Origin of the sequence: Sphingobium sp. WCS2017Hpa-17, from assembly GCF_031843765.1 — a bacterium.
Classification (GTDB): domain Bacteria; phylum Pseudomonadota; class Alphaproteobacteria; order Sphingomonadales; family Sphingomonadaceae; genus Sphingobium.
The window spans coordinates 109,288-122,375 of record NZ_JAVTIV010000007.1; the positions used below are offsets into that span (position 1 = coordinate 109,288).

General features: G+C 62.8%; 12 protein-coding genes. 9 read left to right on the forward strand and 3 right to left on the reverse strand.

Annotated elements, in window-relative coordinates; all coding sequences use genetic code 11:
* Positions 1–111: 111 nt before the first annotated feature.
* The 4 genes from RQH62_RS12545 (at position 112) to metH (ending at position 5,765) form a co-directional block, all read left to right on the forward strand.
* Entirely contained in the window at positions 112–1,083 is a 972-nt protein-coding gene (locus RQH62_RS12545; protein WP_311269089.1) for a metalloregulator ArsR/SmtB family transcription factor, read from the forward strand.
* Entirely contained in the window at positions 1,080–2,000 is a 921-nt protein-coding gene (metF, locus tag RQH62_RS12550) for a methylenetetrahydrofolate reductase (protein WP_311269090.1), read from the forward strand. Before RQH62_RS12545 ends, metF begins: the two co-directional genes overlap by 4 nt.
* Positions 1,997–3,043: a homocysteine S-methyltransferase family protein gene (locus RQH62_RS12555; protein ID WP_311269091.1), complete on the forward strand. Its 1,047-nt coding sequence runs from the start codon at positions 1,997–1,999 to the stop codon at positions 3,041–3,043. The genes metF and RQH62_RS12555 overlap by 4 nt, the downstream gene beginning before the upstream one ends.
* Positions 3,044–3,164: 121 nt before the next feature.
* Complete coding sequence (metH, locus tag RQH62_RS12560; protein ID WP_311269092.1) at positions 3,165–5,765, forward strand: methionine synthase; 2,601 nt, start codon at positions 3,165–3,167, stop codon at positions 5,763–5,765.
* Positions 5,766–5,872: 107 nt separating this feature from the next.
* On the opposite strand, the gene RQH62_RS12565 is transcribed toward metH, so the two are convergent.
* Positions 5,873–6,283, reverse strand: a complete 411-nt coding sequence (locus tag RQH62_RS12565; protein ID WP_311269093.1) for a hypothetical protein — start codon at positions 6,281–6,283, stop codon at positions 5,873–5,875.
* Positions 6,284–6,445: 162 nt separating this feature from the next.
* Between RQH62_RS12565 and RQH62_RS12570 the strand changes: the two genes are divergently transcribed.
* The 4 genes from RQH62_RS12570 to RQH62_RS12585 all read left to right on the forward strand — a co-directional run bounded on the left by RQH62_RS12570 (position 6,446) and on the right by RQH62_RS12585 (position 8,650).
* Positions 6,446–6,880 carry a DUF488 domain-containing protein gene (locus tag RQH62_RS12570; protein WP_311269094.1) on the forward strand — a complete coding sequence of 145 codons (435 nt, stop codon included), beginning with the start codon at positions 6,446–6,448 and terminating at the stop codon, positions 6,878–6,880.
* A gap of 124 nt (positions 6,881–7,004) precedes the next feature.
* Positions 7,005–7,364 carry an argininosuccinate lyase gene (locus RQH62_RS12575; RefSeq protein WP_311269095.1) on the forward strand — a complete coding sequence of 120 codons (360 nt, stop codon included), beginning with the start codon at positions 7,005–7,007 and terminating at the stop codon, positions 7,362–7,364.
* Positions 7,365–7,473: 109 nt separating this feature from the next.
* The gene (locus tag RQH62_RS12580) at positions 7,474–8,412 is read left to right on the forward strand and encodes a right-handed parallel beta-helix repeat-containing protein (RefSeq protein ID WP_311269096.1); all 939 of its coding nucleotides are present in this window, start codon (positions 7,474–7,476) and stop codon (positions 8,410–8,412) included.
* A 43-nt stretch (positions 8,413–8,455) separates the two neighbouring features.
* Positions 8,456–8,650 carry a hypothetical protein gene (locus RQH62_RS12585; protein ID WP_093013576.1) on the forward strand — a complete coding sequence of 65 codons (195 nt, stop codon included), beginning with the start codon at positions 8,456–8,458 and terminating at the stop codon, positions 8,648–8,650.
* Here the strand turns inward: RQH62_RS12585 and RQH62_RS12590 are convergent, their stop codons facing one another.
* Together RQH62_RS12590 and RQH62_RS12595 are read right to left on the reverse strand one after the other, a co-directional pair.
* Positions 8,651–9,679, reverse strand: coding sequence for a glycosyltransferase family 2 protein (locus tag RQH62_RS12590; protein ID WP_311269097.1), 1,029 nt, complete (start codon positions 9,677–9,679; stop codon positions 8,651–8,653).
* Between the two features lie 33 nt (positions 9,680–9,712).
* Positions 9,713–11,110 carry a short-chain fatty acyl-CoA regulator family protein gene (locus tag RQH62_RS12595; protein WP_311269098.1) on the reverse strand — a complete coding sequence of 466 codons (1,398 nt, stop codon included), beginning with the start codon at positions 11,108–11,110 and terminating at the stop codon, positions 9,713–9,715.
* 143 nt (positions 11,111–11,253) lie between these two features.
* Here RQH62_RS12595 and RQH62_RS12600 point away from each other — a divergent pair, with 143 nt between their 5' ends.
* On the forward strand, positions 11,254–12,852 hold the full coding sequence (locus tag RQH62_RS12600; protein ID WP_311269099.1) for an isocitrate lyase: 1,599 nt from the start codon (positions 11,254–11,256) through the stop codon (positions 12,850–12,852).
* The last annotated feature ends 236 nt before the right edge of the window (positions 12,853–13,088 follow it).

Genomic DNA, 13,088 nt, shown 5'->3' on the forward strand with positions numbered 1-13,088 from the left:
TCATGGGTCTGAAACGTAGGATACCCGCCATTTCATCGCTTTATGGATGAAAAATGCACGGAAAATTCACTGGCATTGACGTATATAAAGATTTCTTTATATGGAATGGTCATGCACGCCGCACTCGATATATTCCGGGCACTTGGTGACCCGACGCGGCTGCGCATCATTCACCTGTTGCGGGCGATGGAGCTGGCCGTGGGGGAGATTGCGCAGGTCGTCGGGCAAAGCCAGCCGCGCGTGTCGCGCCATGTCCGCATATTGGCCGAAGCCGGGCTGGTCGAGCGGCGCAAGGAAGGCAATTGGGTGTTTCTGCGGTTGGGCAAGGATCGCTCGGTCGTGCCGTTCGTGGCCTTGTTCGATCACCTGGAACCATCCGACAGCGAAGCCTTGTGGCAGGCAGCGGATCTGGCGCGGCTTGCCGCCGTGCGCGCCGACCGGGCGCGGGCGGCGGAAAGCTATTTTGCCGAACATGCCGAGGAATGGGACGCGATCCGGTCGCTCCATGTCGCCGAAGCGGAGGTGGAGACGGCCATGGTCGCGCTGCTGGGGCAGGAACCGATCGGCCATCTGCTGGACATCGGCACCGGCACGGGGCGGATGATCGAATTGTTCGGCGACGGCGCGGATCAGGTCACGGCGCTGGACCGCAGCCCGGACATGTTGCGCCTGGCCCGCGCCAAGCTGCCACAGGATGCCGGTGACAAATATGCGCTGTTGCTGGGCGATTTCCTGGACCTGCCGCTGGAGCCGGGCAGCGCCGATACGGTGGTGCTGCATCAGGTGCTGCACTATGCGCAGGCGCCCGAGATGGTGATCGCGGAAGCGACGCGGGTGACGGCGGCGAACGGCCGGGTACTGATCGTCGATTTCGCCGCGCATGAACGGGAAGAGCTGCGCCTGCGCGACCAGCATGCGCGGCTGGGCTTTTCCGATGAACAGATGGACGGCTGGTTCGCGCAGGCGGGGCTGGCGCTGGAACGGGTGGACACGCTGCCCGGCCAGGAATTGACGGTGCAATTATGGCTGGGACGGCGGCAAGGCGCCGCGATCCAGCGACATGAAGGACGGATTTCCGCATGACCCTCCACGATCCAGCCGCCCCGCTCTATGCGGATCTGGCCGGCGACGCCCGTGTCAGCTTCGAATTTTTCCCGCCCAAGACGGAGAAGATGGAAGCGCAGCTGTGGTCGGCGATCGAGACTTTGGCCCCGCTGGCGCCGAAATTCGTGTCCGTCACTTATGGCGCGGGTGGTTCCACGCGCGAGCGTACCCATAATACGGTCGCCCGCATCGCGAAGGAAACGTCGCTGTCCGCCGCCGCGCACCTGACCTGCGTGGCCGCCAGCAGGCAAGAGATTGGCGAGATTGCCGATGCCTATTGGGAGGCGGGCGTGCGTCATATCGTCGCGCTGCGGGGCGATCCGCCGGAAGTGGGCGGCACGTTCGAACCGCATCCGGACGGTTATGCCGGCGCGGCTGATCTGGTCGAAGGGCTGATGAAGCGCCATCCGTTTGAGATCAGCGTGTCGGCCTATCCCGAAGTCCACCCGGAGGCGGCGAGCGCGCAGAGCGACCTCGATAACCTCAAGCGCAAGCTGGACGCCGGGGCGACCCGCGCGATCACCCAATTCTTCTTTTCGCCCGACGCCTATTTCCGATTCATGGACAAGGTCGGCGCGGCGGGCATCACGGCGGATATCGTGCCCGGCATCATGCCGGTCAGCAATTTCGCCGCGACGCAGCGTATGGCCGCCATGTGCAATACCGATGTGCCGTTGTGGATGGCGCGCCTGTTCGAAGGGCTGGATGAGCATCCCGCGTCGCGCCAGCTGGTGTCGGCGACGATCGCCGCCGAATTGTGCCGCAAGCTGTATGAAGGCGGCGTGCGCGATTTCCATTTCTATACGCTCAACCGGGCGGAACTCAGCTTTGCGATCTGCCATCTGCTCGGGCTTCGGGCAAAGGCATCGGTCGCCCAATCGGAGAAAGCGGCATGAACGCCGAAGCACAATTGCGCGCGCTGGCCGCTGACAAGATTCTGATCTTCGACGGTGGCTATGGCACGTCGATCCAGAAACATGGCCTGACGGAGGCGGATTATCGCGGCGACCTGGACCTCGCCAAGGATCAGAAGGGCAATAACGACCTTCTGTGCCTGACGCGCCCGGACATCGTGGAAGGCATCCATACGGCCTATCTGGAGGCCGGCGCCGACATGATCGAGACGAACACGTTCAGCTCGACCAAGATCGCGATGGCCGATTATGGCTGCGAGCATCTGGTGTGGGATCTGAATGTCGCCGCTGCAAAGCTGGCGCGTACGGCCTGCGAGAAGGCGACGGCGAAGGACGGCAAGCCGCGCTTCGTCTGTGGTTCGATCGGGCCGACGAACAAGACGCTGTCCATCTCGCCCGACGTCAACGATCCGGCGTTTCGCGAGGTCGATTATGATACGCTGAAGGCCGACTATCGCGAACAGTGCGAGGCGCTGATCGCCGGCGGCGTGGATTTCCTGCTGGTCGAAACCTGTTTCGACACGCTCAATGCCAAGGCGGCCGGCATGGCTGCCCGTGAGGCGGAAGCGGCGGCGGGCCGGTCCGTGCCGCTGATGCTCAGCTTCACCATCACCGACATGTCGGGCCGCAACCTGTCGGGGCATACGATCAACGCCTTCTGGTACTCGCTGCGGCATTTGAAGCCGCTGACCATCGGGGTGAATTGCGCGTTTGGCGCGGATTTGCTGCGGCCCTATCTCAGCGAATTGTCGAAAAATGCCGATACGCTGATCCTGGCCTATCCCAATGCCGGCCTGCCCAACGAACTGGGGCAATATGACGAACTGCCCGAAACCACCGCGAAGCTGATCCGCGACTGGGTGGATGAAGGGCTGGTCAACATGGTTGGCGGCTGCTGCGGCACGACGCCCGCGCATATCGGCGCGGTGGCCAAGGCGCTGGACGGGCATAAGCCGCGCGTGGTGCCGGAACTCGAAGTCGTGACCCGGCTGGCCGGGCTGGAGCCGATGCACATCGCGGCCTGAAAATGAGGAGGAGAGAAACCCTCTTCTCCGTTCGCCCTGAGCTTGTCGAAGGGCTATGCTTTCTTTGAAGAAAAGGACTGGGCTTCGACAAGCTCAGCCCGAACGGATTGAAATTGATCCTATGACCACCAAGACCACCGCCACTTTCGTCAATATCGGTGAACGCACCAACGTCACCGGATCGGCCAAGTTCAAGAAGCTGATCATGGCGGGCGACTATGCCGCCGCCATCGATATTGCCCGTGAACAGGTTGAAAATGGCGCGCAGATCGTCGACGTCAACATGGACGAAGGCCTGCTCGACGCGGTCGAGGCGATGACGACCTTCCTGAAGCTGATGACGTCGGAACCGGATATCAGCCGCGTGCCGGTGATGATCGACTCTTCGAAGTGGGAAGTGATCGAGGCGGGGCTGAAATGTGTGTCGGGCAAGCCGGTCGTGAACTCGATCAGCATGAAGGAGGGCGAGGAGGCTTTCCTGCATCATGCGCGCTTATGCATGGCCTATGGCGCGGCGGTGGTCGTCATGGCGTTCGACGAGACGGGGCAAGCCGATACACAGGCCAGAAAAGTCGAGATTTGTGAGCGCGCCTACAAGCTGCTGATGACCATCGGCTTCCCGCCCGAGGATATCATCTTCGACCCCAATATCTTCGCGGTGGCGACGGGGATCGAGGAGCATAACAACTACGGCGTCGATTTCATCGAGGCGTGCCGCGAGATCAAGAAGCGCTGCCCGCATGTCCATATTTCGGGCGGCCTCTCAAACTTCTCCTTCTCCTTCCGCGGCAATGAACCGGTGCGTCGGGCGATGCACAGCGTGTTCCTGTACCATGCGATTCCCGCCGGCCTCGACATGGCGATCGTCAATGCCGGGCAACTGGACGTCTATGACGCGATCGACCCGGCGCTGCGCAAGGCGTGCGAGGATGTGCTGCTGAACAGCGATCCCGAAGCGGGCGACCGGCTGGTGACGCTGGCCGAATCCTTCAAGGGCAAGGATGCGGCGTCGGAGAAGGCCGCGCAGGAATGGCGCGGCTGGCCCGTCGCCAAGCGCCTCGAACATGCGCTGGTCAAGGGCATCGACATGTATGTGGTGGAGGACACCGAAGAGTGCCGTCTCGCCGCGGCAAAGCCGATCGAGGTGATCGAAGGGCCGCTGATGGACGGCATGAACGTAGTCGGCGACCTGTTCGGCGCCGGCAAGATGTTCCTGCCGCAGGTGGTGAAATCCGCCCGCGTCATGAAGAAGGCGGTCGCCCATCTGCTACCCTATATCGAGGCGGCGAAGGAACCGGGCGCCAAGGGCAAGGGCAAGATCATCATGGCGACCGTGAAGGGCGACGTGCATGACATCGGTAAGAATATCGTCGGCGTGGTGCTCCAGTGTAATGGCTTTGAAGTCATCGACATGGGCGTGATGGTCCCCTGGCAGGACATCATCAAGGCCGCGAACGAGAATGACGCGGATATGATCGGCCTGTCCGGCCTCATTACCCCGTCGCTGGACGAGATGGTGACGGTGGCGCAGGAAATGCAGCGCGCCAATATGGTGATGCCGCTGCTGATCGGCGGAGCGACGACGTCACGCGTGCATACCGCGCTGCGCATTGATCCGGCCTTCACCGGCCCGGTCGTCCATGTGCTGGATGCCAGCCGCGCCGTGGGCGTGGCCACCGCGCTGGTGTCCGAAACGCAGAAGAATGACTTCGTCCAGAAGACCAAGGATGATTATGAACATGTCCGAATCGCCCGCGCCAACAAGGGGCAGAGCGCGCTGATCAGCATCGCCGACGCGCGCGACAATGGGTTCGAGATCGACGAGAGTCTGAAGGCGCCGCGCCCGCGCCTGCCCGGCGTGCATAAATTCCCCGACTGGGACTTGAAGGATCTGGTCCAATATATCGACTGGACGCCCTTCTTCCGCGCGTGGGAACTGGCGGGCAATTATCCCGCGATCCTGACCGATCCGGTGGTGGGCGAAAGCGCCACCAGCCTGTTCGCCGATGCGCAGAAGATGCTGGACAAGATCGTCAACGACAAATGGCTGACCGCGCGGGGCGTGGCGGGCCTGTGGCCCTGCCGGCGCAAGGGCGACGACATCATCGTCCATGTCGAGGACGAGAAGCACTACACCCTGCCGATGCTGCGCCAGCAGATCCAGAAGCGGGAAGGGCGGGCGAACATGTGCCTCGCTGACTTCATCAGCCATGATGGCGACTGGATGGGTGGCTTTGCCGTGTCGATCCACGGCATCGAGCCGCATCTGGCGCGGTTCAAGAATGCGATCGATGACTATTCGGATATCTTGCTCAAGGCGCTGGCCGATCGTCTGGCCGAAGCCTTTGCCGAGCGGCTGCACCATTATGTCCGCACCGCGCTCTGGGGCTATGCCGAGGGCGAGCAGCTGACCAATGAAGCGCTGATCAAGGAGCAGTATCGCGGCATCCGCCCGGCGCCCGGCTATCCCGCCTGTCCGGAACATAGTCTGAAGCCGATCCTGTTCGACATGCTGGACGCGCATCATGCCACTGGTGCGACCCTGACGGAGAGCTTTGCGATGTTGCCGACGGCGGCGGTCAGCGGCTTCTATTTCGGTCATGCGCAGGCGGAATATTTCGGCGTGGCGCGGGTCGGCCGCGATCAGCTGGAAGATTATGCCCAGCGGCGCGGCATCGATCTGGACACGGCCGAGCGATATCTGCGGCCGAATCTGGATTAAAACGCTCTCCCTTCTTACCCCCTCTTGCGCGGGCGGGGGCGAATGCCGTGCGCGTCCTGCGTTAGCGGGGGGCAAGGCCGGTCTATGTTTCCGTCATGCGCCCGCGCTCAGAAGCATCTCACTTCGAGGATCAGGTCCGTCAGGCGGTGGTCGATGCCTTCTGTTTTCAAGGCAGCAGACAGCGCATCTATCTCCTGCGTCTGCACCACCCATTTTTCCGGATTTCCATTCTTATCCGGATGCTCGCAGCCCCATTTTCTTGGAATGATGACATGGGCAAGTTGATCGAATGAAAATGGCTGTCCCCAAGTGCCGCCATCGGTGATCCAAGCTTCGTCTATTTCCTTTTTGTGCGGCAAGCCGGATTGCCAATAATGTAAATCTTCTTCAAGCCGCGTGAAAACCGTCCATGCGCAAAACGACTTGCTTCGGGGTAGCCGAATATCGCCCGGCCCCAGAATGTCAGCGCATAATAAGAAGAAGGTTCGCCATTGCGGCACGGTCAAACTGTGCGTCATCAAATTGCTCCGCACTGTAATAGTGGGTCGAATATATGGCGTAAGCGCGCTGCGGTACGCCATGACCATTGGGGGCAAGATGGAGCATCCATTGCACTCTGGCAATCTGGCGTTCGCGGCCAGATGGTTGGCACGCAGCCCTCCACTCCCCATCTCCTGCCCATGAAAATCTTCACGATCGGCTATGAGGGCGCGACCCAGCCCGAGTTGGTCGCCGCGCTGCAAGCGGCGGGCGTGCGCCTGCTGGCCGATGTGCGGGCGGTGCCTTTGTCGCGGCGGCCGGGCTTTTCCAAGAATATCCTTGCCGCGGGCCTGCGTGAGGCGGGGATCGACTATGTCGGGCTGAAGGCGCTGGGGACGCCGGCCGAAGGGCGGGAGGCGGCGCGCAAGCACCAGCATGCGCGGCTGGCCACCATCTACGCCCGTCAACTCGACCTGCCCGAAGCGATCGTGCAGGCCGAACAGTTGAAGGATATGGCGGCACACACGCCCACCGCCTTGCTCTGCTTTGAGCGCGATCCGTCCGGTTGCCACCGGTCGCTGTTGGTCGATAGTATCCTGCCTGATGCCGAGCGGGTGGACCTTTTTCCCGGCTAAAAAAACAAGGCGGGCGGGATTTCCATAATTTGGGTTAAGTATAACAGAATCCATCTATTCTGGCTGCCGATAATATGATTATCTCCGCGCCGGACCGGCAACCTGCCGGATCGGGGGGAAATTCATGAAATTCATTGCCATCATAATGGGCGCCTGCGCCCTTTCTTTTGCTGCGCCTGCGTTCGCCGGGGATCAGGACTTCACGCTGTTCAACAAGACCGGTTACGATATTGCCGAAGTCTATGTCTCGCCCGCCAAGGCCAAAAATTGGGGCGACGACGTGATGGAGGATGAAGTGCTGGAGGACGCCCATTCCGTGCCCATCACGTTCAAGGCGAAGAATGCGATCTGCAATTACGACCTGAAGGTCATCTTCACCGACGGCGATGAGGCCTATTGGACCAATTTCGATCTGTGTACGATCAGCAAGATCCAGATTTTCTGGAACGCCAAGACCCAGAAGGCGACCGCCAAGTGGGAGTGATGGTCCGCGGTTAACCTGACAAGTCCGGTCCGTCCCTTTATGGGGCAGTCGGATATTGGATCATGCCGGGCCATTGGCCCATCGGGGCGGGCGCTATAGCCTGCCCTGCATGCGCATCATCTCTACCAGCCTCCTCGTCTCCGTTGCCATCGCCTCGACCGCGCTGGCGCAGGGCAACGCCGCCCCTTTCACCGTCGCCGAGACAGGGCAGGGCTTTGCCTCCATCGGTGACGCGCTGGCCGCGATCGGCGATCGGCGTGGCACGGTGGTGGTGGCACCCGGCACCTATCGTCAGTGCGGCGTGCAGCAGGGCGGCGACGTCACCATCCGCGCCGCGACGCCGGGTACGGTGATCTTCGACGGGGTGCCGTGCGAGGGGAAGGGCGCGCTGGTGCTGCGTGGGCGGGCCAGCACGGTCGATGGCATCATCTTTCAAAATATCCGCGTGCCCGATGGCAATGGTGCGGGCATTCGTCTGGAAAGCGGGAACCTGACCGTCCGCAACAGCCTGTTCCGCAACAGCGAGGAGGGCATATTGACCGGCGATTATGACGGCGGACAGGTGGTGATCGACAAGTCGACCTTCCGCAAGCTGGGCCGGTGCGACCGCGATCTGGATTGCGCGCATGGTATTTATATCGGCCGGCTGGCCGGCCTGTCCGTCACCAACAGCCGTTTCGACCAGGGCGATGGCGGCCATTATCTGAAGACCCGCACCGCCCGCGTCACGATTAGCGGCAACAGCTTCGACGATAGCGGCGGGCATCTGACCAATTATATGATCGACCTGTCCAATGGCGCGACCGGCACCATCACCGGCAATGAAATGGTGCAGGGCAAGGACAAGGATAACTGGTCCGCCTTCATCACCGTCGCGCCGGAGGGCCGGGAACATTCAAGCGCGGGCCTTGTGATCGAGGGGAACAAGGCGGGATTCGTGCCGGGGCTGGAGCGTGGCTCCACCTTCGTCGCCAATTTCACCGACGATGCGGTGCGGATCGGGACGAACCAGCTGGCGCCGTCGATGAAGGTCAAGGATCGTCGTTAGTCCGGGCGCTGACTTCGCTGTGCCGATCTGATAAGGCAGTAGCATGCGAACTACCTATGACAGCGCGACCGTCCGCCTCTATCATCTGGGCGATGATGGGGCGGCCATGACGATCATGTATGGCCCGCTGAGCCAGGCCCTGCATGTCGCTGAACAGCAGCCGGCTGAGGTGCAGGACGGGCTGTTTCTGGCGACCGACAATGATGTGGTCGCCTATCTGGATCTGATCGAGAGTTGATTACCCGCCGAGCAGCGCGAGCTGCTGGCGGATGACGTCCAGATTATGCTGAGCCAGATGGCTGCCGCGCCCCTCGACCGACCCGTCCAGATCGGGCCGCTCGCCAATCTCCAGGCAGCGTTCCCACGCCGTTGCGGCCAGTGGCAGCCATTCGGTCAGGGCATGCGCCGGCTCCTCCAGCGCCCGGTCCATGGCGAGGTTGCCGAGCACGAAGAAAAAGTCGGGTGAGTCCTGCCAATGGGCCATCTGCTGCCCGGCGATGGCGATGCCCTGTTCCGATGCGCCAGACTGGCCAAGGCAATGAAGCTGACGGATCAGCAACGCGTGGGTCCATGCTGCGCCATCGGGGGTGCGGGCGCTCGCCTGTTCGTACCAGTCCGCCGCGCGGGCATAGTCGCGCGCCGTCTCCGCCTCCTTGCCCAATTGGTAGAGGATGTAGGGGTTTTCGGGATCGGCCTGCAATTCCGCCAGCAGCATCGGCGTGTTGCGGTCGCGCTTGCCCGCTGCCTGTGCATCCTCATAGCCGTCATGGTCGAGGATCAGGGCGATCCGCTCGACCGGCAGGTCCGATACTGGCTGTTCATGGATGCGCCCGGCATAACGCACGCCGCGCGGCAATAGTCTGGCGATCCAGCTGCGGGTCGAGGGCAGGGCGGGGCTGCCCGCTTGCGGCAGGTCGAAGCTGCTGCGGATGCAGAGCGCGCCCAGCCGTGGCGGCCCATCGCACCAGTTGCGTAGCGCCTCGCCACCCTCCGCGATCCATTCGTCGGCGTCGATGATCAGGTTCCAGTCGGCATCGGCCAGCGCCAGCACATGATTGCGCGCGGCCGAGAAATCGCCGGGCCAGTCGAGATGATGGACCTGCGCGCCGTACGCCCACGCGATCGCGACGCTGTCGTCGGTCGATCCGGTGTCGAGCACGACCATGGCGTCGACATAGGGACGCACGCTGTCGAGGCAGCGGGCGATGCAGCGCGCCTCGTTGCGCATGATCAGCGTCGCGGCGATGCGGGGACGGTCGGCGGTCATGCCCCTGTTTCGCCTCGCCGGCCTAAAAAGCCGTTAACCATCGGCAAAACCGAAGGGCGCGCGGGTTCGGCGGTAGTCGTCGGGGAGCATGTCGCGGCCGATCGGCGGGGCGGATCGGGCCATGCACTGGGCGCGGTGGCAGAGGCGACAGGTGACGCCGATCAGCGTGGGGTCGGGCGCGGGGGCATCCTGCGTGTAGATCAGCCGGTGGGCATGTTCCGCTGCGCAGCACAGGGCGATGGCGCGCTCCACCTTGGGCGCGCCCCAGCCGCCGCCGCCCGCCGTCACCGTGCGGGCGATCGAGAAGAAGCGCTGGCCGTCGGGTAGCTCCAGCCATTGGGTGACAACCTCACGCGGGGTTTCGAACACGCGATGGACCGACCAGAGCGGGCAGGAACCGCCATGGCGGGCGAAGGGGAAGCCCGCGCCGTCGAGCCGCTTGCTGACATTGCCGGCCGGATCGACCCGCAGGAAGAAGAAGGGGACGCGCTCCTGCCCCGGTTTTTGCAGGGTGGTCAGGCGATGGGCGGTCTGTTCGAAACTGGCGCCGAACTGGCGGGCCAGCGCCTCCACATCATAACGGCGCGCCTCCACCGCCTTGGCAAAGGCGGTATAGGGCATCAGGATGGCGGCGGCGGCATAGCTGGCCAGTGCCCGGCGGGCGAGGCGGCGGCCGCTTTCATGGGAGAACTGGCCGTCCTTCAGGATCGCGTCGAAATTTTTGCGCAGGTCGAGATAGGCGATCTGGAGCGCCAGCTGGAATTGCGAACTCGCGCCGTCGAGCGCATCGTCCAGCAGCACCGCGTCGCGATGCCGGTCGAGCCGGCGCATGGAACCGGCCATCACGTCGGAGGGCAGACGGCGGACGCGCAGATTATGCTTCGCCTTGAGCCAGGCGATGAGGCCGCCTTCGGCTTCCGCTTCGGTCGCCAGTTTTTCCGCCGCATCGTCCAGTAGCGGGAAGCTGTTGCGCCGGGCGGCGAGGAAGCGGCGCGATTCGGCGACGGGATCGGCCGCATCTTCGGTCGGTTCGGGTGACGCGCCGCGATCGGCGAGCGCCAGATGTTCCTCCCGATAGCTGGTATAGAGGCGCAGCAGCGCTTCGGTGATGCCGGGATAGTTGACCGCGACGTCGCCAGTGGCGAGCGTGGGCAGGTCGATGTCGGCGAACATCGGGTCTTTCAGCACCGCCTGCAACCGCGCCGTCTGTTCCGCGCCGCCGTCGCCCGCCACTTCGGCCATGTCGAGTTTGTACGTCCGCGCCAGCCGCAGCAGCATGTCGGCGGTCAGCGGCCGCTGATTGCGTTCCAGCAACGCCACATAGGAGGCGGATATGTCGAGATCGGCGGCCATGTCCGCCTGCGTCAGGCCCAGGTCGCGCCGCAACCGCCGCAGGCGCGGCCCCATGTAAACCGGGCGATCCTTGGCCATGACTCATGCTCCTGTGCAGGCTTTACAACTTTACAGCAGATTTTTGTAAAGATCGACAACTGAACTTCAGGAGGACTGCCGCACCGCAACAGAGGCGATTAGGTCGGCCGCAACAGCTCATTCCCAATCCAAAGGACAAGGCCATGACGACCTATCAGGACAGCATTGCGCAGGCGCAGAGCCTCATCGGCAGCCACCCCGGCACCTGGGATGGCATCAACGCCGAATCCGTCGCGCGCATGAAGTTGCAGAACCGCTTCAACACCGGCCTGGATATCGCCAAATACACGGCGGGCATCATGCGCCGCGACATGGCCGCCTATGACCTCGACCCGGCCAACTACACCCAGTCGCTGGGCTGCTGGCATGGCTTCATCGGTCAGCAGAAGCTGATCGCGATCAAGAAGCATTTTGGCACGACCCGCCAAAAATATCTGTATCTGTCCGGCTGGATGGTCGCCGCGCTGCGCAGCGATTTCGGCCCGCTGCCCGACCAGTCGATGCACGAAAAGACCAGCGTCGCGGCGCTGATCGAGGAACTCTATACCTTCCTGAAGCAGGCCGATGCCCGCGAACTGGGGATGATGTTCCGCGATCTCGACAAGGCGCGCGAGAGCGGCAACGAGGTCGAGGCCCAGCGCCTGACCCACGCCATCGACAATTATGAGACGCATGTCGTGCCGATCATCGCGGATATCGACGCGGGCTTCGGCAATGCGGAGGCGACCTATCTGCTGGCCAAGAAGATGATCGAGGCGGGCGCCTGCGCGCTCCAGATCGAAAATCAGGTTTCGGACGAAAAGCAGTGCGGGCATCAGGACGGCAAGGTCACGGTGCCGCATGAGGACTTCCTGGCGAAGGTCCGCGCCTGCCGCTACGCTTTCCTGGAGCTGGGCGTCGATGATGGCGTCATCGTCACGCGGACGGACTCGCTGGGCGCGGGGCTGACCAAGCAGATCGCCTATAGCAAGGAGCCAGGCGATATCGGTGACCAGTATAACAGCTTCCTCGACTGCGAGGAGATCAGCGACATCGCGCAGGCCAATGGCGACGTCATCATCAATCGGGGCGGCAAGCTGCTGAAGCCCAAGCGCCTGCCCAGCAACCTGTTCCAGTTCCGCGAAGGGACCGGTGCGGATCGCTGTGTGCTCGATTGCATCACCAGCCTTCAGAATGGCGCGGACCTGCTGTGGATCGAGACGGAAAAGCCGCATATCGAGCAGATCGCGTCGATGGTCGACCGCATTCGCGAGGTCATCCCCAATGCCAAGCTGGTCTACAACAACTCGCCCAGCTTCAACTGGACGCTGAACTTCCGCCAGCAGGTTTTCGACGCATGGGCGGAAGCGGGCAAGGATGTCGGCGCCTATGACCGGGCGAAGCTGATGAGCGCGGATTATGACGGCACGGAACTGGGCGTCGAGGCCGATGAGAAGATCCGTACCTTCCAGAAGGATGCGGCGGCACGGGCGGGTATCTTCCATCACCTCATCACCCTGCCGACCTATCACACGGCGGCGCTGAGCACCGATAACCTCGCCAAGGAATATTTCGGCGAGGCTGGCATGCTGGGCTATGTCGAGGGCGTGCAGCGCAAGGAAATCCGTCAGGGTATCGCCTGCGTGAAGCACCAGAATATGTCGGGCAGCGATATCGGCGACGATCACAAGGATTATTTCGCCGGGGAAGCCGCGCTGAAGGCGGGCGGCGCGCACAACACGATGAACCAGTTTGCGGCCTAAAGGCCGCAGGGGAACCAGTTTGCGGTCTAAAGGCCGCTGGGGAACCAGTTCGCGGCTTAATAACTGAATAGGTCATTCCCGCCTTCGCGGGGCTGACGACCGTTTTTGCGGCGTGCAGGCCGCAAGAAAAGCCAGGGCGCGGGGACTTCGACACTCCCTTCGCGCCTTTGGGTGGAAGAAACTGGACGACCCGGCGGCGCACCGCCGGGTCGTTTTTTTGTGCCTGCCCCTCCGCG